The sequence below is a fragment of the Timonella sp. A28 genome (genome assembly GCF_051200815.1).
In the GTDB taxonomy this organism is placed as follows: Bacteria; Actinomycetota; Actinomycetes; order Actinomycetales; family Cellulomonadaceae; genus Timonella.
Genome location: NZ_CP195159.1, coordinates 1,915,445 through 1,934,087, shown reverse-complemented (window position 1 = coordinate 1,934,087; position 18,643 = coordinate 1,915,445). Strand labels below are relative to the sequence as shown.

The 18,643-nt window shown below is 49.9% G+C and carries 17 protein-coding genes and 2 tRNA genes; 3 read left to right on the top strand and 16 right to left on the bottom strand.

Annotated features, from left to right (window positions below):
• Positions 1-4: 4 nt before the first annotated feature.
• The 16 genes from ACR9EC_RS09155 to dnaA all read right to left on the bottom strand — a co-directional run bounded on the left by ACR9EC_RS09155 (position 5) and on the right by dnaA (position 17,351).
• Entirely contained in the window at positions 5-1,522 is a 1,518-nt protein-coding gene (locus tag ACR9EC_RS09155) for a (2,3-dihydroxybenzoyl)adenylate synthase (protein WP_435298923.1), read from the bottom strand.
• Positions 1,519-2,637, bottom strand: a complete 1,119-nt coding sequence (locus ACR9EC_RS09150) for an isochorismate synthase (RefSeq protein WP_435298922.1) — start codon at positions 2,635-2,637, stop codon at positions 1,519-1,521. The genes ACR9EC_RS09155 and ACR9EC_RS09150 overlap by 4 nt, the downstream gene beginning before the upstream one ends.
• Positions 2,634-3,398 (bottom strand): SDR family NAD(P)-dependent oxidoreductase, encoded by a 765-nt coding sequence (locus tag ACR9EC_RS09145; RefSeq protein WP_435298921.1) that lies wholly within the window; start codon positions 3,396-3,398, stop codon positions 2,634-2,636. The genes ACR9EC_RS09150 and ACR9EC_RS09145 overlap by 4 nt, the downstream gene beginning before the upstream one ends.
• Positions 3,395-4,099: an isochorismatase family protein gene (locus tag ACR9EC_RS09140; protein WP_435298920.1), complete on the bottom strand. Its 705-nt coding sequence runs from the start codon at positions 4,097-4,099 to the stop codon at positions 3,395-3,397. The genes ACR9EC_RS09145 and ACR9EC_RS09140 overlap by 4 nt, the downstream gene beginning before the upstream one ends.
• Positions 4,100-4,519: 420 nt before the next feature.
• Positions 4,520-4,933 carry a hypothetical protein gene (locus tag ACR9EC_RS09135; protein ID WP_435298919.1) on the bottom strand — a complete coding sequence of 138 codons (414 nt, stop codon included), beginning with the start codon at positions 4,931-4,933 and terminating at the stop codon, positions 4,520-4,522.
• Between the two features lie 641 nt (positions 4,934-5,574).
• Positions 5,575-6,222: a hypothetical protein gene (locus tag ACR9EC_RS09130; RefSeq protein ID WP_435298918.1), complete on the bottom strand. Its 648-nt coding sequence runs from the start codon at positions 6,220-6,222 to the stop codon at positions 5,575-5,577.
• 93 nt (positions 6,223-6,315) lie between these two features.
• Positions 6,316-6,388, bottom strand: a tRNA-Ala gene (locus ACR9EC_RS09125).
• A 13-nt stretch (positions 6,389-6,401) separates the two neighbouring features.
• Positions 6,402-6,521, bottom strand: a complete 120-nt coding sequence (locus ACR9EC_RS09120; RefSeq protein WP_435298917.1) for a DLW-39 family protein — start codon at positions 6,519-6,521, stop codon at positions 6,402-6,404.
• Positions 6,522-6,550: 29 nt separating this feature from the next.
• A tRNA-Ile gene (locus ACR9EC_RS09115) sits at positions 6,551-6,624 on the bottom strand.
• Between the two features lie 123 nt (positions 6,625-6,747).
• On the bottom strand, positions 6,748-7,389 hold the full coding sequence (locus ACR9EC_RS09110; RefSeq protein ID WP_435298916.1) for a DUF3566 domain-containing protein: 642 nt from the start codon (positions 7,387-7,389) through the stop codon (positions 6,748-6,750).
• Complete coding sequence (gyrA, locus tag ACR9EC_RS09105) at positions 7,386-9,992, bottom strand: DNA gyrase subunit A (protein ID WP_435298915.1); 2,607 nt, start codon at positions 9,990-9,992, stop codon at positions 7,386-7,388. The genes ACR9EC_RS09110 and gyrA overlap by 4 nt, the downstream gene beginning before the upstream one ends.
• A 76-nt stretch (positions 9,993-10,068) precedes the next feature.
• Positions 10,069-12,126: a DNA topoisomerase (ATP-hydrolyzing) subunit B gene (gyrB, locus tag ACR9EC_RS09100; RefSeq protein WP_435298914.1), complete on the bottom strand. Its 2,058-nt coding sequence runs from the start codon at positions 12,124-12,126 to the stop codon at positions 10,069-10,071.
• 281 nt (positions 12,127-12,407) lie between these two features.
• Positions 12,408-13,001, bottom strand: a complete 594-nt coding sequence (locus ACR9EC_RS09095; RefSeq protein ID WP_435298913.1) for a DUF721 domain-containing protein — start codon at positions 12,999-13,001, stop codon at positions 12,408-12,410.
• Positions 12,988-14,238 carry a DNA replication/repair protein RecF gene (gene recF, locus ACR9EC_RS09090; protein WP_435298912.1) on the bottom strand — a complete coding sequence of 417 codons (1,251 nt, stop codon included), beginning with the start codon at positions 14,236-14,238 and terminating at the stop codon, positions 12,988-12,990. Before recF ends, ACR9EC_RS09095 begins: the two co-directional genes overlap by 14 nt.
• A gap of 85 nt (positions 14,239-14,323) precedes the next feature.
• Positions 14,324-15,454 carry a DNA polymerase III subunit beta gene (gene dnaN, locus ACR9EC_RS09085; RefSeq protein ID WP_435298911.1) on the bottom strand — a complete coding sequence of 377 codons (1,131 nt, stop codon included), beginning with the start codon at positions 15,452-15,454 and terminating at the stop codon, positions 14,324-14,326.
• Between the two features lie 463 nt (positions 15,455-15,917).
• Complete coding sequence (gene dnaA / locus ACR9EC_RS09080; RefSeq protein WP_435298910.1) at positions 15,918-17,351, bottom strand: chromosomal replication initiator protein DnaA; 1,434 nt, start codon at positions 17,349-17,351, stop codon at positions 15,918-15,920.
• A gap of 538 nt (positions 17,352-17,889) precedes the next feature.
• Between dnaA and rpmH the strand changes: the two genes are divergently transcribed.
• From rpmH to yidD, 3 genes are read left to right on the top strand one after another with little or no spacing between them, the layout of a single operon-like run.
• Positions 17,890-18,027 (top strand): 50S ribosomal protein L34, encoded by a 138-nt coding sequence (gene rpmH, locus ACR9EC_RS09075; RefSeq protein ID WP_010849920.1) that lies wholly within the window; start codon positions 17,890-17,892, stop codon positions 18,025-18,027.
• Positions 18,028-18,032: 5 nt separating this feature from the next.
• The gene (gene rnpA / locus ACR9EC_RS09070) at positions 18,033-18,383 is read left to right on the top strand and encodes a ribonuclease P protein component (protein ID WP_435298909.1); all 351 of its coding nucleotides are present in this window, start codon (positions 18,033-18,035) and stop codon (positions 18,381-18,383) included.
• The gene (gene yidD / locus ACR9EC_RS09065) at positions 18,383-18,643 is read left to right on the top strand and encodes a membrane protein insertion efficiency factor YidD (RefSeq protein WP_435298908.1); all 261 of its coding nucleotides are present in this window, start codon (positions 18,383-18,385) and stop codon (positions 18,641-18,643) included. Before rnpA ends, yidD begins: the two co-directional genes overlap by 1 nt.

Here is an 18,643-nt window from a genome sequence, read left to right as displayed (position 1 = left end):
GTTGTTACCCTTCAAAGAATGTGTTTTTTGCGGATATGTGTGCGGGTACGTTTTTTCGATCAATTTTTCCGACGCCGGTGCTCGGTAGTTGATCGACGATGTGAAAAATGTCTGGGATTTTAAAGTCAGCGATTTCGCATTGCCGTAGGTGTCGTCGTAAAAGCACCGAATTGAGGTGTGCTGCTTGATTCTTTTTAGCGACAACGTAGCCTTCTACACGCTCACCTAAAATGTCGTCTTCACGGCCAAGAACGCATGCGTCATGCACTGCAGGGTGGGTGAGGAGTAGCCCTTCAATTTCTGAAGGAACAACTTTTTCTCCACCCCTGTTTATGTGGTCTTTAATTCGTCCAACAACCGTGATGTTTCCCTGCGCATCACAGCGGACGATGTCCCCTGTGCGATAAAAACCGTCTACGGTGAAGGACTCACGGTTAATGTCGGGGGCGTTGTAATACCCTCGAATTGTGTATGGCCCTCGCACGAGGAGATGACCTGGCTGGTTGTGTGCCACTTCAGTTTCGGTGTGGTCGACGATTCGGATTTCGTCGTGCTCTGACATGGGTCGGCCTTGAGTACCGACGGTTGTTTCCCAGCTGTCGTCTCTGCGCGTGTAGCACACGAGACCTTCCGCCATGCCATACACCTGCTGTAACGCGCATCCAAAGAATTCTGGAATGTGTTCTGCCGTGCTGCGTGCAAGTCTTGCACCGCCAACAAGAATGACGTCAAGGCTTGCTAATGCGTCCGGTTTTTTCGGTGCGTTCATCCATAGTTGTATGAGCGGTGGAACAGCAGCGATCATCGTGACTTTAGTGCGTTCTATCAATTCACATACTGTTGTTGGTGTGGCATCTTGCGTTGTCACTACGGTGCCGCCACTACTTAAAACAGCGAAGAACCCTGGCGAACTCATCGTGAAGTTGTGGGCCAGTGGGAGCACTGCAAGAAAAACTGTGGTGTGGGTGACGCGGCAAATCTCTGCGCTGCGCATAAAGGAATACACGTAGTCGCGATGTGTTTTGGGGATCAGTTTTGGTATCCCCGTGGTGCCGCCAGACAGCTGCAAAAAGGCGACTTCTTCTGCTCCACCGGGTATGTATGGCTGGTGGGGGTGCCCTGTTGGTGTGAGTGCTTCGTCGGTAAGCACCCATTGTGCGTTGCTGCCGCGCACAAGGTTATTAATGTCTGTTTGACGGTGGGCAGGTAACGCAAAGATGGGGCGGGCGTGCATGCGAAAGAGCGCATATACCGTGGCAATGTAGCGCGCGCTGTTGGGTAGGTGCAGAACAACAAAATCGCCTGCTTGAACTCCGGCTTTATGCAATGTGTCTTGCATTGTAGTTATGTTGTTGACGAGCTGCGCGTATGTGAGTGTTGTTTCTTCGTCTATGACTGCGGTGCGGTGCGGATGCAGAGAGGCTGTTGTGTCGAGGAGTTGCTCAATGCGCTGGCTTTTCCACAGTCCTAGGTCGAGGTATGTGCGAATAAATTCTGCTGGGTAGGGCACAACAGCCGTCATACGACCACCCCTAGCGCGTCCATCATGGTGCGAAGTTTTGTTGTGGTTTCTTGTAGTTCTTTTTGCGGGTCTGAATCTGTGACGATGCCTGCTCCGGCGAAGAGACGAGCCGTGTGTCCGGTTACTTCTGCACAGCGCAGGGTCAGCGCCCACGTTCCGTGTCCGTGCGCATCCATCCATCCGATGAGTCCGGCATAGTTACCGCGATCGTGGGGTTCGAGTTCAGAGATAACAGAAGCGGCAATGTGGGAGGGCCGGCCGCATACTGCGGCAGTTGGATGCAATGCCAGTGCGGCTTCAAGGGAGGACACTCCGGGTCGTAGGCTTGCACGGATGCTTGTGCCTAAATGCCACAGGTGCGGGGTGGAGCATACGGTGGGTGTGTGCGGGACTGTTACGTCGTCGGCGACACGTGCCAGGTTTTCTACAACCTCATCGACAACAATGGCATGTTCTTTTCTGTCTTTGTGTGAGGCCAACAGGTTAGCGACGATGGCGTCGTCTTCTGCTGGGGTTGTTCCTCGTTGCGCTGATCCTGCGAGTGGGAAAACATGCAGCATGTTTTCTTTGCTTCCTGCAACAAGTTCGGGTGATGAACCGATGAGGTGGCCTTGTTTGGTTCGTACGGAGAAGCTGAATCCTTCGGGGTATGAGCGTCGTAGTCGTGACCAGATTGCGGCGACATCGAATGTGTCTTCCGTTATGACGTCTACGGTTCGGGAGAGCACTACTTTTTCGAGTGCACCGGATTTTATGCGCGCTAGTGCGTTGTTGACTGCGCGGACGTAGTCGTCGGCAGATGCGTCAACGAGTTGAGCTGTGCGGGTGTGTTCGGGTGCTGCGGGTGTGTTGTCTTGTGAGTCCCATTGAATTTTTTCTGGCACAAAGAGGTGTGCTTGTTGGGTTGGGTCAAAGGGGATGACTCCTACAACAATGGGGTAGGGGTTGCCTTCATTTTTTTCGATGTTGAAGGCTTGTGTGATGTCGTCGATCAGTGAATCGTGTGTTCCGTTGATGACGTGTCGTGCGCCGTGACAGGCCAGTTTGGTGGTTCCCACAGCGAATGTAAAATCGGCTTGCGTGTGCGTTTCTGGTGAGGTGTGTTCGATTGTCATAGTGATGCACCTCCGTCAACGCGTATGTCTTGCAGGGTGAGGTGTCGGGCTTGAGGTGAGATGAGGAATGATGCTGTTGCTGCTACGTCTTGTGGTTCAGCGATTCGTTTCAGCGGAATCCCGATTTTGTGGTGTGTGAGGTTGCCGGTAATCGCTTGTTGATGAATGTTGCTGTTTTCAAACTGGTCAAGCATGGGGGAGCGTGTTGTCCCTGGTGAGATGACGTTAGCTCGTATGCCGTGTTCTGCGAGTTCGAGTCCAGCCGATTTTGTGAAGGCTGTTGCGGCGGCTTTTGATGCCGCATAGACGGCCATGTGCGCGCGTGGCACTGAACTTGCGTTGGAGCTGACGGTCACGATTGAGCGCGTGTTTGTGGGATCGTTTTTTTGTTGTTCGATCATGATGTTTGTTACTGCGCGGGTGACGTTAAATACTCCGAATGCGTTGGCTAGGAACTGTTCGTTCCAGTCGTCGTCGGTTGTTGTTGTCAGTGTTCCTACACGCAGGATCCCTGCCGCGTTGATCAGCGCCCGCACGGGTGGCATCCCGTAAAGGTTTGCTTCGATTTCAGTGTGTGCGTCTGCTGATGTCACGTCGAACACTGCGCTGCGGCAGGTGCTATTGGCGTGCGTGGTTTTGTCGAGGGCGAGGACTTCGTATCCGTCAACGCTGAGACGCTGTACTAACGCTGCACCGATTGCACCGTGGGCTCCGGTAACGATGACGGTGCTTGGGTTGTCTGTTGTGTGCGCGCTGGTCATAGTGCGCCTTGGTGTGCTGGTGTGCGTGCGCTGGAGTGTAGTTCGTCTACTAGTTGGTTAGCAGGTTTTACGTTGGCGCAACGGGTTGCCGCATATTTCAGTGCGTGGTGGTGTTCGTCGGCGCTAAAGTCGGCTGTTGCTTCAGGGACGATAAATGCTTGGATGTCTTCCATGAAGGCGACGAGTGCCGTGGTGAGGCAGCCTATGTGTGCGTAAATGCCTGTGATGATGAGTTGGTCACGGCCGTGTGCACGCATGTGTTCGAGGAGGTCTGTTCGGCTGAAGGCCGAGTACCGCCATTTGGTGAGGAGAACATCTTCAGTGTGTGGTGTTAGTTCGGGGATGATGTTGTCGCTGCCGTCAGCGGTAAGCCCTGTTCCCCAAAAGTCGGTGAGTAGACCGCGTTCGTGTGGTTTTTGGTGTGGTTTTTGTGCCGTGTACACGACAGGAACTCTGTGGTTCCGTGCTTGCTGTAACAGGTTTTGGGTGTGCGTTATGGCCGTGTTGATGTGTGCTTGTGGGTCGGTGCGATCAAATGCCTGCACAAAGTATTGCTGCATGTCGTGGATGAGGAGAACTGCACGGTTGGCATCAACTGTCCATGCGGTGCGGTTTGGGTATGTCTGGATGTGGTTGAGCGTGTACGAACCGATGCGGGGAAGGTTCGTTGGAGCGTTTATTTCTGTTGCGTGAGGTGCCAAGGGGAGTTGCCTCCAAGTTTTGGGTGGGCACGGAGAAACCGGCTCTGCTTTAATTAAGGTAAGCCTTACCTAATATGCTGAAAATAGAAAGCGGTATGTGTGTGACATGAACAACAACACTTTTATGTTGAATGCTGCGCTCACGTCTTTTTCATACTTTTTGACACACCGTCACGTAGAAAATTCCGCCATATTTCAGCGATATGCCACCTGATTTTGTGACCGCTTTACTCCCAGTTCGCGTGCGGGGCGGCGGGTGTGGGTAAGAAAAATCTGCAATGACAGATCTCGCATATCGGAATTTTTACCAAATGGAAACGAGTGGAAAACAGGGCTTAGAAAAGCAAAGCTCCATGAAACCGAAGTTTCATGGAGCATGCCAGATTATGTCAATTGAAGATTAAAGCCGTCTTCTATGCCTCAATATACGATCCAATAATCGTCTTCAGCATTGATACTAGACAACGTATAGATTATGTCTCGTCGTTCTTCTCCGGTGACTTGCTTGCCATCAAAGTGCACAACTATGGGACTAATCGCGTGACAGTCACATCCTCTTTCGTAATCTAATGCTTTCAAAGCGGTGGGGAACTTAAGCACAGATACATATGGGCTCTTAACTGCTTGCACACACCCTAAATCGGGACACACATCATCAGTCACATCAACCGCGTCGAGGTAAACCCAATCACGCCTGCTGTCTTCTGCGAGTTCCACCAAATCAATCTTCGCTCGAGCAGAGGCATCAAAGTAGTCAGAAGTAGCAATCAAGCCCAAAATCCCGCACGCAGCAACAAGCACAACGATAAGAACAATGCTAAAAACTTTATACATTCTTTTCACCAGTCATAATGCATTCACGAGGCGTAAAACCTAGGCCTCAATCTCAGTTTGTGATCGGCGAGTTAGCCGCACATGCCTCCATGATCGCAGCATGCACATCACCCACATCAAGCCCGCAGAAATACCATATGGTCCATAATCAAAGAACCATCGGTCTTGATCGAATGCGAGTGGGTTTGAATAATGGTGGTCTCCGGTAACCCACCCGACAAATAAGACTGCCAGTATCCCACTGACATACAACACAACAAGCAGCAGCAACCCTGCGTAACGAAGTGGAAGTGGAGCTCGTATTCGCATTAACGCAAATGCAAAAAGTGCAACAAATAATGGTGAAGCAGGAAGAAGCCAGATCACCAGGGGAAAAAGATACGCCGCATATAAAAACAATCCCTCAAATATGAAGATCAAAGATGCAACGTGAAATACAAACAGTGTAAGCCCACTGAATAACAGTGTAAGCGCCGTATATGCGGCCGACTGCTGAGTTTGCGTGTCCATTTCGTCCTTCCGTGGCTTGTAAGCCTACAGAAAGAAAAAGGAAACTAGTGTGTGCTCATGCGAAGTTTAAGTGCACATCATGCGCACACTCATGATGATTTCTTTTAAGCCGAGTTGCCGCACTTAAAGGCTTAAACAAACCCTTCCTCGACGAGTACACACCCACCCTCAGTAATGACATGTGCTTGGCCTGAGCCGCTCACTACACGGCACCAACTTTCAACGAATAAGCGATCCTTATACATCGACATGTTGAATCCGCCGTACATTCCCGGGTATCCGAACCACAAGTTCTCGATCTGCTCTAAAGCGATAATTTCAGTAGGTACCGGTCTGGTCTTTACTGGTTCAAACCCTTGCGTGCGTTCGGCAATCAACTCAGCCAAACGTTGATCCCATGCCGCGAATTTTCGTTGCGCTTGACCTCCACTTTCGCGCACGCTCAGCGCTTCAACCACATGATTGTGCCCCTGCTTACGCGCAATATCAATCGGACGATCACCATCTGCGTTCCTCAGTGAACGCCACGCTCCACGCGCTACAAGGTCTTCAACAACTTGAAGTGGCGCACCCAACCATGCAGCCTGATGTAACGGTGTAAACCATGAACGCCCACCTATCCGCCACTGATTAGGGGATAGATTGTCCGCTGAGTCAAGAAGCCGCAAGACATCATCCCAACGTCCCCCTTTTGCCGCATCAGCAAGGGCATCGACTGCAGATACGTAGCTTGTATGAAGCATCGTAGGGTCAAGAACGCCAGGCCACTCAATATTCATGTGTATCCCTCAGGCAGGTTCGGCAGGATCGACCAAAAATCTCGTCATATAACAAAAAACCCTGCCGTATCGACAGGGTTTTTCATTAAATTGTGGAGCTAAGGGGACTCGAACCCCTAACCCCCTGCTTGCAAAGCAGGTGCGCTACCAATTGCGCCATAGCCCCAAATGGGTACCGATCAGTCGATCGGATCCGTAACCTCAGACCAAAGATCGCGCTGGCCATCATCTCCAGTAACTTTACGCCAGACAGCGTAACCTGCAGCAGCCATGAGAAGTACTACAATGAGTTTCTTCATTCCACTTTCCCCTTTGGTGGGTTCGGTAGTGGGCCTAAGAGGACTTGAACCTCTGACCTCTTCGTTATCAGCGAAGCGCTCTAACCGCCTGAGCTATAGGCCCGTAATTGTCAGGTTCCGTTTCCGTTACCCGCAACGACACTTAAAGTTACACGATTTGAGCGAGGAATCCAAAATCGAACTGGATTCCTCACCCAAATTCGTGAAACTAGAACCAAAAATTGGCTTAGTCGTCGGTCATAGTCAGGTGAATTCCACCCACAAGAGCAGCGACAACGTTGTACAAAAACGCACCAATGGTACCAAGCGCCGTGAGTAAAACAATATCAATGACAGCAATAATTGTGGCCAAAGACACTACCCGCGACAGCTCAACGTACTGAAGAATATTCACTTCAGTTTCGCCACCGTCACCAATGATGTCTTTCATCATCTGATCGATCTCGGTAAACACGTGCATGCCATCAAGCACATTCCAGAACACGATCGACGCAACAACCATCATGATGCCGACAGCAATCGACAACAAGAACGACATCTTCATGGCAGACCACGGATCAATCCGAGAAATAGTGAGTCGTACACGACGAGGACCCACCATATCTGGACGAATCACAGGCTTAGGCTCACCAGTAACAGAATCACCAGAAGAAGCCTCAGCAGAGCCACCAGAAGCTTGCGGTACCGCAGAGGTACGTTTCACAGATGGTTGCTCACTACCCACAACCTTCGCTTCCTCCGACTTCGGGGGAGTCTTACGTGGATTAGGGGCAAAACTAGCTGGAGCACCATCAGGCTGCGGCGCAGGCGGCACAGACGTTTTAGGTGCTTTTGCATCATTCACGGGCGCTTTTTTTGATGTGCTCATACGTTTTCTTCTTCAACCTTGGCGTCTAGGTTTTCACCGTCTACTGTGTCCTCAGCGTCTGCTTCTTCCACCTCAGAATCACCGAGGTTGCGCTCAACGTTACGGGCAACAGCAATAATGCGATCATTCTTGTCTGGCTTAGCAAAGGTTACACCTTGTGTGTTACGGCCGGTACGGTTAACCTCCGATACCGCCGAACGCACAATCTTTCCCTTCTCCATGATTACAAGAACTTCATCTTCTGGTTCTGCAATCAAGGCACCAACAAGGTCACCGCGTTCCTCAACAAGGTTTGCAACCTTAATACCAAAACCATTACGGCCCTGAACGCGATATTCCGAAATAGCGGTTCGCTTAGCAAAACCACCCTCAGTGACAACAAACATGTCCGAACCTTCACGAACAACATCAGCAGCCAAAAGTTCATCAGTCTCACGGAACTTCATACCCGTCACACCTGACGTGGCACGACCCATCGGACGCAACGTGTCATCGTCAGCAGAGAAACGAATCGATTGACCCTTACGAGACACCAAAATCAAGTCGTCATCGTGGTTAACCGCACGCGCAGAAACCAGCTCGTCAGATGTTCCACCCTCGTCTTCACGCAAGTTGATCGCAATCAAACCAGCAGAACGGTTGGTGTCATATTCACTCAAACGTGTTTTCTTCACCAAGCCGCGGCGCGTAGCCAACACAAGATATTCGTGGTCGTCATAGTTACGAATATCAAGTACTTGAGCGATACGTTCACCTGGTTGGAAAGCCAACAGGTTAGCGACATGCTGACCCTTCGAATCGCGTGAACCCTCTGGTAGTTCGTACGCCTTCGACCTGTAAACCCGTCCAAAGTTTGTAAAGAACAGCAACCATTGGTGCGTAGTCGTCACAAAGAAATGCTCAACAATGTCGTCTTCGCGTAGCTGTGCACCACGAATACCCTTACCACCGCGCTTTTGTGCACGATAGTTATCTGAACGGGTGCGCTTTACATAGCCACCGCGAGTAATGGTGACAACAACTTCTTCTTCAGCAATGAGGTCTTCCATAGAGACCTCGCCGCCATACGGCAAAATCGTGGTGCGGCGTTCGTCGCCATACTTATCAACGATTTCGCGCAGTTCATCGCCCACAATAGTGCGCTGACGCTCCTGGCTACCCAAAATGTCTGTGTAGTCTTCGATCTGACGTTCAAGCTCTGCATGCTCGTCCATGATCTTTTGGCGTTCCATCGCCGCCAAACGACGCAATTGCAGGTTAAGGATCGCAGTTGCTTGTATTTCGTCAATGCCAAGCAACGAGATCAAGCCCTCACGAGCTTCATCAACAGTTGGCGAACGACGAATTAACGCAATAACCTCGTCCAAGTTATCGAGCGCACGCAAATAACCACGCAAAATGTGGATCTTGTCTTCTGCTTCTTTCAACAAGTAAGCAGTACGACGAGAAATAACATCAAGCTGGTGGTTCACCCAGTGGTGAATAAACGCATCAATAGAAAGCGTACGTGGCACGCCATCAACAAGAGCAAGCATGTTCGCAGAGAAGTTCTCTTGCAATTGTGTGTGCTTGTACAGGTTGTTCAACACAACCTTAGCCACAGCGTCACGCTTCAACACGATAACGAGACGCTGCCCGGTGCGACCAGACGTTTCGTCGCGAATATCAGCGATACCCGCAATTTTTCCGTCCTTCACATAGTCCGCGATCTTCAACGCCAACGTGTCCGGGTTGACCTGGTACGGAAGTTCAGTAACCACAAGGCAGATACGGCCTTGAATTTCTTCAATGTTGACCACTGCACGTTGGGTAATCGAACCACGACCCGTACGGTAGGCCTCTTCTATTCCGCTACGACCAAGAATGGTTGCACCGGTAGGGAAGTCTGGGCCCTTCACACGTTCGATGAGAGCCTCACGAAGCTCTTCACGGCTTGCCTGCGGGTTTTCCAAATACCAGTGCACGCCGTCAGCAACTTCACGCAAGTTGTGTGGCGGAATGTTAGTTGCCATACCAACAGCGATACCCGCAGAGCCGTTCACCAACAGGTTAGGGAAGCGTGCAGGTAAAACAGCTGGTTCTTGCGTACGGCCATCATAGTTGTCTTGGAAATCGACTGTGTTCTTGTCGATGTCACGTACCATCTCCATAGCCAAAGCAGCCATACGAGTTTCCGTGTAACGAGGCGCAGCAGCAGGGTCGTTACCAGGGGAACCAAAGTTACCCTGCCCGGCAGCAAGCGGGTAACGCATCGTCCAGTCTTGAACCAAACGCACAAGAGTGTCATAAATCGCGCTGTCACCGTGCGGGTGGTACTTACCCATCACGTCACCAACAACACGCGAACACTTCGAAAATGCGCGGTCTGGACGGTAGCCACCGTCGTACATTGCGTAAATAACGCGGCGGTGAACAGGCTTCAAACCATCGCGGATTTCTGGCAGTGCACGGCCCACAATGACCGACATTGCATAATCCAAATATGAGCGTTGCATCTCTGTTTGCAGATCAACTTGCTCAATATTTCCGTGCTCTACAACAACAGTTCCAGGCACTGGTGTTTCTTCAATTACTTCGTTTTCGGGGGTGTTATCGTCTGACACGATTTACCTCGTCTCATTCCGGCGCAAGCGCCCTAAAGTTCAATTCGGGTAGATACGATGCAGCACGTGCGCGCTGTTAAATATCCAAGAATCGAACGTCCTTTGCGTTGCGTTGGATAAAGTTTCGACGCGATTCAACATCCTCACCCATCAAAATGGAGAAGATTTCATCGGCGGCTGCCGCATCGTCCAAAGTCACTTGGCGCAATGTGCGGTTGGTAGGGTCCATCGTGGTCTCCCACAATTCGGTGTAATCCATTTCACCGAGACCTTTATACCGTTGAATACCGTTGTCTTTAGGAAGACGACGACCTGCCGCCTGACCAGCAACAACAGCTTCGTCACGCTCACGATCAGAGAACACATAATCGTGTTCAGCGTTCGACCACTTGATGCGGTACAAGGGAGGCAATGCAAGGAAAACATGTCCATGCTCAATCAACGGACGCATGTAACGGAACAGCAAAGTCAACAACAACGTGGTGATGTGCTGGCCATCAACGTCAGCATCAGCCATCAACACAATCTTGTGATAGCGCAGCTTGTTCGCATCAAAATCTTCGCCGATTCCCGTACCAAACGCGGTAATGAGCGCTTGCACTTCAGTGTTGGAAAGCGCACGGTCCAGACGAGCACGTTCAACGTTCAAAATCTTTCCACGCAACGGAAGAATCGCCTGCGTGTGAGGGTTACGACCACGAACAGCAGAACCACCTGCTGAGTCACCCTCAACAATGTAAATCTCGCACTCTTCAGGCTTGTTTGACTGGCAGTCACGCAACTTACCAGGCATACCACCGGACTCAAGCAACCCTTTACGACGAGTTGCTTCACGTGCTTTACGTGCAGCAAGACGAGCAGCTGACGCTTGAATCGCTTTCCTAATGATGTCTTTTGCTTCATTAGGGTGTGCGTCAAGCCAGTCACCAAGTTTGTCGTTCACGACACCTTGAACGAAAGTTTTCGCTTCAGTGTTACCCAGTTTTGTTTTGGTTTGCCCCTCAAATTGAGGTTCACCAAGCTTGATGGAAATAACAGCTGTTAACCCTTCACGAATGTCATCACCCGTCAGGTTGTCTTCTTTTTCGCGCAGGATACCCTTGGCGCGTGCATACCGGTTCACCAACGAGGTGAGGGCCGCACGGAAACCTTCTTCGTGGGTTCCACCTTCAGTCGTGGCAATCGTGTTCGCGTATGTGTGTACGGACTCGGAGTACGCACTTGTCCACTGCATCGCAATTTCAACGCTGATGCGACGATCTTTGTCTTCAGATTCAAAATCGATGATGGCTTCGTTGATGATCTCAACTTTTTTCGCCGAGTTGAGGTGCTTCACATAGTCAAAAAGCCCATGATCATACTTGTATGTAACCGAACGCGCGCGCTTCTTTTCCGCGAGGTGTTCTTCAGTTTCACCTGCAACTTCGTCACCGGTTTCATCGTGATCGGTAGGACGCAAGTCAGTGAGCGTAATCTGGAGTCCCTTGTTCAGGAACGCCATTTGTTGAAAACGAGCCCGAAGGGTCTCAAAATCAAACTCTATGGTTTCGAAAATTTGCGGGTCTGGCCAAAAAGTTTGTGTGGTTCCAGTTTCGTCGGTCGCTTCGCCTTGAACTAGCGTTCCAACTGGTTTACCGCCATCTGCGAATGACTGGTGCCAGGCACGTCCTTGCCGTTTCACTGTTGTCTCTACGCGTGAAGACAAAGCGTTCACAACGGAGATACCAACGCCGTGCAGACCACCGGAAACGGCATATCCGCCGCCACCGAATTTACCTCCAGCGTGGAGGATCGTCATCACCACTTCAACTGTTGGTTTTCCTTCAGTTGGGTGGATGTCAACGGGGATACCTCGTCCATTGTCAGAAACCCGAACGGCTCCATCTTCAAGGATTGTCACTTCAATGTGATCACAGTATCCGGCGAGAGCTTCGTCTACGGAGTTATCAACAACCTCGTATACAAGGTGGTGAAGACCGCGTTCCCCAGTCGACCCGATGTACATTCCAGGCCGCTTGCGAACAGCTTCAAGCCCTTCAAGAACAGTAATTTCACTAGCGCCGTAAGTGCCTTCACGTTGCGCTGCGGCAACCGAAGGTTCCGGTGCTTGCGCTTCATTATTGAGTTCTGCCACGAGTAGTGGTGCTCCTAGTCATCCTGCGGACCTGACGTACTCATCGGCACATGATGGTTCATAACGTTGAACTGAGCACCGCGGGCATAGCCAAATTTTCCGCTTGTTATCTGTCCGGGATTACGGCCAGAATTACTGTCTCATTCTACCAAGAACAGGCTATTTTCCGATGGATTTAGAGCGCGTTACAGAACACAAAACCTAGGTTTTAAGCGCACAATCTAGCGGTTTCACCCGCTCTGACGCATTCGTGAAAGCATTGCACGAAAGTCTGCCTGATTTTAGCCCCACGTATCGCGTGCTCCGCGGCCTTTCACCGAGAATTTTCCACGCGAAAAAGACGGCATATCAGGTGGCAAAATACGAATCTCCAGCACCACGCCTTCACCAATTTCACGAGAAATAACATTCATGAGTTCAGGCGTTAAAAACTTCAGTTGTGTCGCCCATGCTGTGGAATGAGCTCGAACAGTCAGCACACCATTCTCAAACAGTTCTGCCGTGCAATGCGACGAAATATCCTCACCCACAATTGCGGGCCATCTTCCAATGACGCCACCAACTGCTACATCTTTGTTCCAGCCTCGTTGCGCTAACAAAGTCCCCAACGCGTCAGAAAGCATTTTTGGGTCTCGAGTACTTTTTCCCGATGCTGAATACGTCAGTTCAGGGGTGGCACGTGTCGTGCTTTTCCCCGGGTAAAGTCCACGAGCGCGTGCAGCACTTTTGGCTCGGTTTAAAGCTTCTCGAGCAACCTCGCCTGCTGTGTTCAACCCGAGAATTTCAAACACAGGACGGCCATACATGTAGCCTTCTGTGTTTTTGAAAGCATCCGTGTGTTCATCGTGTAGGGGAGTAGCGTCATGGCTGTTCATGAGCGTCCTCGGTTTCAAGGCCCTCGAGAGTTTCGCTGACCTGCCCGTGCGAAACATAAAAAGTTTTGCCTGATAATTCTTCAGGAATGTCATCACCAACAGCAGCAGTAATGATTACTTGACGTGCGTCAGCAATAAGGTGCGCTAACTGGCGTCGTCGCTTTGAATCCAGTTCAGCAAAAACATCGTCGAGAATCAAGACCGGTTCAGTATCCACATCTGAATCGGTCCACCAATACTGCGAAAGTTCATCGGAGGCACTGTCATGTTGCGGACCATCAGTCATCAATCTGTACGATGCTAACCGCAGAGCTAATGCAAAAGACCAGCTTTCGCCGTGACTTGCATACCCTTTCACCGGCAACTCATTCAACGCCATAAAAACATCGTCACGATGCGGCCCAACAAGGCATACGCCTCTGTCTAATTCTTTGCTTCGCACGTGCGTCAATGCTTCTATAAGCGTTGTCTCCCATTCACTCACGCTGTGTAAAACGTCTTCAGTTTCTTCCACAGGTGTTTCATCGCGAATGTGCATAGAGGGCATGTACGTAATGTGGGCCGACGATTGATTTAACGACACTTGGTTATAGCTGCTGTGCACATAAGGCTTTAAGGCGTGCACGAGCCGCTGCCTAAAAGCCATGATTTGCGCACCTAACGACGCCAGTTTTGCATCCCACACATCTAGCGTGGAAAGGTCTTGGGTCCGCCCAGCTTTCCGAGCTGCAATAGATGACTTCAACAAGGCAGAACGTTGTTTAATGACGCGATCATAATCTGAGAGCACTGCAGACATGCGAGGTGAAATAAACACAGTGAGCTCATTCAGGAACCGACGACGAGCGTCCGGCTCACCTTTCACCAACACAAGATCTTCTGGCGCAAAAAGAACTGTCTTTAGAATGCCTAACGCGTCAGCTGTGCGACCAGGTGTGCCCCGATTTATTCGAGCTCGATTAGCTTTCCCATTAATCAGTTCGATCTCTACAGTCTGAGATCTATCACCGCGCACAATCCTCGAACGAATAAAAGCGCGTGGCTGTTTGTGCCTGATTAAAGCTGCGTCTGTTGCAACACGGTGTGATCCGAGTGTCGCAATGTAGCCGATAGCTTCGACCAAGTTCGTTTTTCCTTGACCGTTTTGTCCCACGAGGATGTTTACACCAGATTGGAATTCAACGTCTACACGGTCATACGAGCGAAAGTCTAGGAGTGAAAGATGGGACACGTACATTCAGTTTCAACTCCTTTCAACGGTCAAGGGTTGCGATGTTTCACGTGAAACATCGCAACCCTTGGGAACTCATAACGAGTAGGGTCTAGCTAGCAAACCTGATTGGGACCAGTAGGTAACGGTATTCTTTCGAGTCTTCACCTTCAAGCGATTCTTGACCTGTGAATTCCACAGGTTTGCTTGGGTGCGTAAAACTCAACCGTACAAAATCAGTACCCAAAGCGTTCAGACCATCAAGTAAGAACTGTGGGTTAAATGCAACAGAAATCTCTTCTCCAACGAGAATTGATTCCAAAGCTTCTGAAGCTTGTGCGTCGTCGCCTTGACCTGCATCCAATACAACTTGTCCCTCAGAGAAGTTCAACCTGATAGGAGTGTTGCGCTCGGCAACAAGCGAAACACGTTTTGCAGCATCAATAAGTGGTTGACGAGCTACCACAGCATGAATTGGCGTTTCGTCTGGGAACAGACGACGTACCGGAGGATAATCACCATCAACAAGCAACGAGGTGGTGTGTCGTCCACCAGCTTCAAAACCGATGAGGTCGACGCCGGGGCCATTAGATAACGCAACGTTGACATCGCCTGAAGCACCCAGTGATTTAGCGACATCATTCAACGTGCGTGCACGTACCAACGCAACTGTGGAAATCGCAGGGGAAGCAGGCTTCCACACAAGTTCACGAAGCGCCAAACGGTACCTATCAGTTGAAAGAAGAGTGATTTTCTCTCCTTCAATTTCTACACGTACACCAGTCAAGAGTGGGAGAGTGTCATCACGGCTAGCAGCAACAGTTACTTGATTAACGGCTGCAGTAAGTACATCGCCAGGAATAACGCCCGATACTTCAGGCATGTTAGGCAAGGCGGGATACTCATCCACAGGCATTGTGAGCAATGTGAATCGCGAAGCACCACACACAACAGAAACTTTGTTACCGTCAACACTTACATCAACAGGCTTGTTTGGAAGCGCACGAGAAATTTCTGCCAACAAACGTCCAGAAACAAGTACAGTACCTGGTTCAACAACTTCAGCAGGGATTTCAGAAAGAGCAGAAACTTCGTAGTCGAAGCTCGCAAGATTAAGAACGCCTTCTGCCGATGCTTCAATGCGCACTCCAGCCAGAACAGGAGCAGGTGGACGGTTAGGCAAAGTACGGGCAGTCCACGTTACAGCTTCAGCTAGAACGTCTCGTTCGACCCTGAACTTCATTCGTGCTCCTTTCGAGCAGCAAAACTCACGTGTTTGGGGAAATCTATGTCAAGTGTAGACGGATTCAGTCAGTCTTTACACAACATCGGTGGCTCAATATGTGCTTTGGTGATGTCTTCAAAAGAAAAAGCGCGGGATTGCTCTTTGAAGGTGTGTGGAAATCTTAATGAGTAATAGTTAGTTATCGTATTAGCCATTGTGGAAACTGTGGAAACCTCGAAAAATCGTTGATCTATCCACAGTTTTGCCTGTGCATGTGGACGGGGACAAAATGTGAATAACCCGTCCCACCTGTGCAAGTTGAAAAGTTAGCTTTTCTTTATCCACAGAATCGCTTAACCCTGTGCACAACATAGTGCACGTTGTCCCATAGTTTTCCCCAGGGTTATATACAGGTGTGGACGGGGTGAATCTCACGTTTTTGTTCGTCAGGATTGACCGTGTCGCACGGGTAAAAAAATATTTAACCGCGATGCTGCTGCTTAATCCGGCTCGTAAGTTCCGTAACTTGGTTATATGTGGAACGACGCTCAGCCATTTGCTCTGTAATCTTCTTATTCGCATGCATAACAGTGGTGTGATCACGTCCACCAAACTGCTGACCAATCTTTGGCAACGATAAATCAGTAAGTTCACGGCATAGATACATTGCAATTTGGCGTGCAGTAACAAGCACTCGAGAACGAGAACTTCCACATAAGTCCTCAATCGTGAGGCCAAAGTAAGCTGCGGTCTGTGCAATAACTGAAGAAGCAGTGATTTGTGATGCTTCGTCGTCCGTAATGAGGTCTTTAAGAACAATCTCAGCAAGGGCAAGATCAACAGGCTGACGGTTAAGGTTCGCAAATGCGGTAACTCGGATAAGAGCGCCTTCTAGTTCACGAATGTTCGAAGAAATTTTTGAGGCAATGTATTCGAGCACGTCATCTGGCGCAGCCAACCGCTCATTTGCTGCCTTTTTGCGCAGAATCGCGATACGAGTTTCTAAGTCTGGTGGCTGCACATCAGTGATGAGGCCCCACTCAAAACGAGAACGTAGACGGTCTTCAAAGCCATTCAGCTGTTTTGGTGGTAGATCAGACGTGATCACAACTTGTTTATTCGCGTTGTGCAGGGTGTTAAAGGTGTGGAAGAACTCTTCCATGGTTGCTTCTTTGCCTTGCAAGAACTGAATGTCATCGATCAAAAGGAAATCGACTTCACGGTGACGACGTTGAAAGGCACCAGCAGCTTCATTACGAATGGAGTTAATGAAGTCGTTGGTGAACTCTTCAGAATTGACGTATCTAATTTTTGAATCAGGGTAGAGGCTCAGCACATAGTTGCCAATGGCATGTAGCAAGTGAGTTTTCCCTAGACCCGATCCACCATAAATGAAGAGGGGGTTGTAGGCCTTTGCCGGCGCTTCAGCAACTGCGGCAGCTGCTGCATGTGCAAAGCGGTTTGATGCACCAATAACGAAAGATTCGAATGTGTATTTCGGATTTAATCGATTGTCATCAGCAGAGATAGGAGCAATTTCTGGGCTGCGCGGGTGCACTGGTGGAGCTGTTGGTACAGGTGTTGGTTCTGGGACCTGTTCGACCACTTGTACAGCTGGACTTGTCGGTTCTGGTGCAGGCTCGATAACAAGTGTTGGATCAACAGTGATCGCAAAACGGGCTTCTGTCCCAAGAACACGTGTAAGCGCTTCTAAAACGCCATCACTGGCGCGGCTCTGCAGAAAATCTCGTTGGGTGTCTGATTGAACAGTAATGATTACTGTTCCATTGATAATGCCAAGTACCTTAGCCATTTTCACATAGGCGAGAACTCTAGGTGTAATGTCTGGATCATCCGCTAATGTGGTTAGGACTTCGCCCCACATGGTTCCGATCGAGTCATCTTGGGTTGTCACGAGATGAATTCCTAACGATTGAGTTCTCAGCACTGTGGATAAACACTGCTGTGGAATTGTGGAAATTCATGAGCAGATGCAGCGCACTAAGTTTTCCACAGATCCAGTCATCCACAAAGTTTTCCACAACCTGTGGGTGGCACGTCTAGATAGCGTATCCCCTGATATTTCAGCATTCAACTGCTCATTAAGAGTTTCATCTTTGTAGTTTTCCAGTGCTACGATGAGCAAACTATCCACATGTGATTAAAGTTATCCACACAGTTATCCTGTGATGTGGATAACTGTCATGAAATGTGTACAAGGTAAATCCGCCTGCACAGGGTGACTATCAACACAGGGCATCGAACCTCAGAACGTTTGACCCCGAGGGCTTTTCTGGCGTAACGTTTTAAGGCCATTCCAAATCATTTTGCCTGCCCTAAAAAGGGGCCAATACAGTGCAAATTTTGGTGAAGTACCTCTACGTGAGTTGGAATGCACCAAAACCTCGCGTGCCCTATGAGAGGGTGCGTTTCAACAACTATTGGAGTACCTCGTGAGCAAGCGGACCTTCCAGCCGAACAACCGGCGTCGTGCGAAGACCCACGGTTTCCGTCTGCGTATGCGTACCCGCGCTGGTCGCGCGATTCTCGCAGCACGCCGCCGTAAGGGTCGTGCCGAGCTCTCAGCCTGAGCTCGGTGCTAAATACGGCGCACCGTATGCGTTCGTCTGACCAATTTGGTCAGGCAGTTCGTAAAGGTGTGCGTACAGGAAAATCGACCATGGTCGTCCACTTTGCCACAACGGCAAATACAGCGGATGAACCATTGGTCGGTTTTGTTGTATCTAAAGCAATTGGCAAAGCCGTTACACGCAACCTCGTTAAACGACGACTACGTTCTATCGTCCGCGACAGAATCGCAGATGTGCCCAACGGGGGATTGCTAGTTATTCGAGCTTTACCGAAAGCAGCTACGGCTGATTTCGCGCAACTCAAAAAGGATCTTGATTCCAACTTGGATAAGATCCTTGTAAAGAGTAGACACTGATGAGAGCACTACTGCGATTGCCCAAAAAGGCACTGATCGGTTTTGTTCGCCTCTACCAGAAATACATTTCACCGCTATCAGGCCCACGATGCAGGTTTTACCCCTCGTGTTCAAGCTATGCAGTGCAATCTATTGAAATCCACGGGGCGTTCAAAGGGACAGGTTTGGCTATCTGGCGATTGTTACGGTGCAATCCTTGGAACCCAGGGGGAATTGATGACGTTCCTCCAAAGAAGACTAAACCGACAACGATACGATAA

Coding starts and splice junctions, on each gene's coding strand:
- ACR9EC_RS09155 (WP_435298923.1), bottom strand. CDS start 1,522: ATGACGGCTGTTGTGCCCTACCCAGCAGAATTTATTCGCACATACCTC.
- ACR9EC_RS09150 (WP_435298922.1), bottom strand. CDS start 2,637: ATGACAATCGAACACACCTCACCAGAAACGCACACGCAAGCCGATTTT.
- ACR9EC_RS09145 (WP_435298921.1), bottom strand. CDS start 3,398: ATGACCAGCGCGCACACAACAGACAACCCAAGCACCGTCATCGTTACC.
- ACR9EC_RS09135 (WP_435298919.1), bottom strand. CDS start 4,933: ATGTATAAAGTTTTTAGCATTGTTCTTATCGTTGTGCTTGTTGCTGCG.
- ACR9EC_RS09130 (WP_435298918.1), bottom strand. CDS start 6,222: ATGAATATTGAGTGGCCTGGCGTTCTTGACCCTACGATGCTTCATACA.
- ACR9EC_RS09120 (WP_435298917.1), bottom strand. CDS start 6,521: ATGAAGAAACTCATTGTAGTACTTCTCATGGCTGCTGCAGGTTACGCT.
- ACR9EC_RS09110 (WP_435298916.1), bottom strand. CDS start 7,389: ATGAGCACATCAAAAAAAGCGCCCGTGAATGATGCAAAAGCACCTAAA.
- ACR9EC_RS09095 (WP_435298913.1), bottom strand. CDS start 13,001: ATGAACAGCCATGACGCTACTCCCCTACACGATGAACACACGGATGCT.
- recF (WP_435298912.1), bottom strand. CDS start 14,238: ATGTACGTGTCCCATCTTTCACTCCTAGACTTTCGCTCGTATGACCGT.
- dnaN (WP_435298911.1), bottom strand. CDS start 15,454: ATGAAGTTCAGGGTCGAACGAGACGTTCTAGCTGAAGCTGTAACGTGG.
- yidD (WP_435298908.1), top strand. CDS start 18,383: ATGAGAGCACTACTGCGATTGCCCAAAAAGGCACTGATCGGTTTTGTT.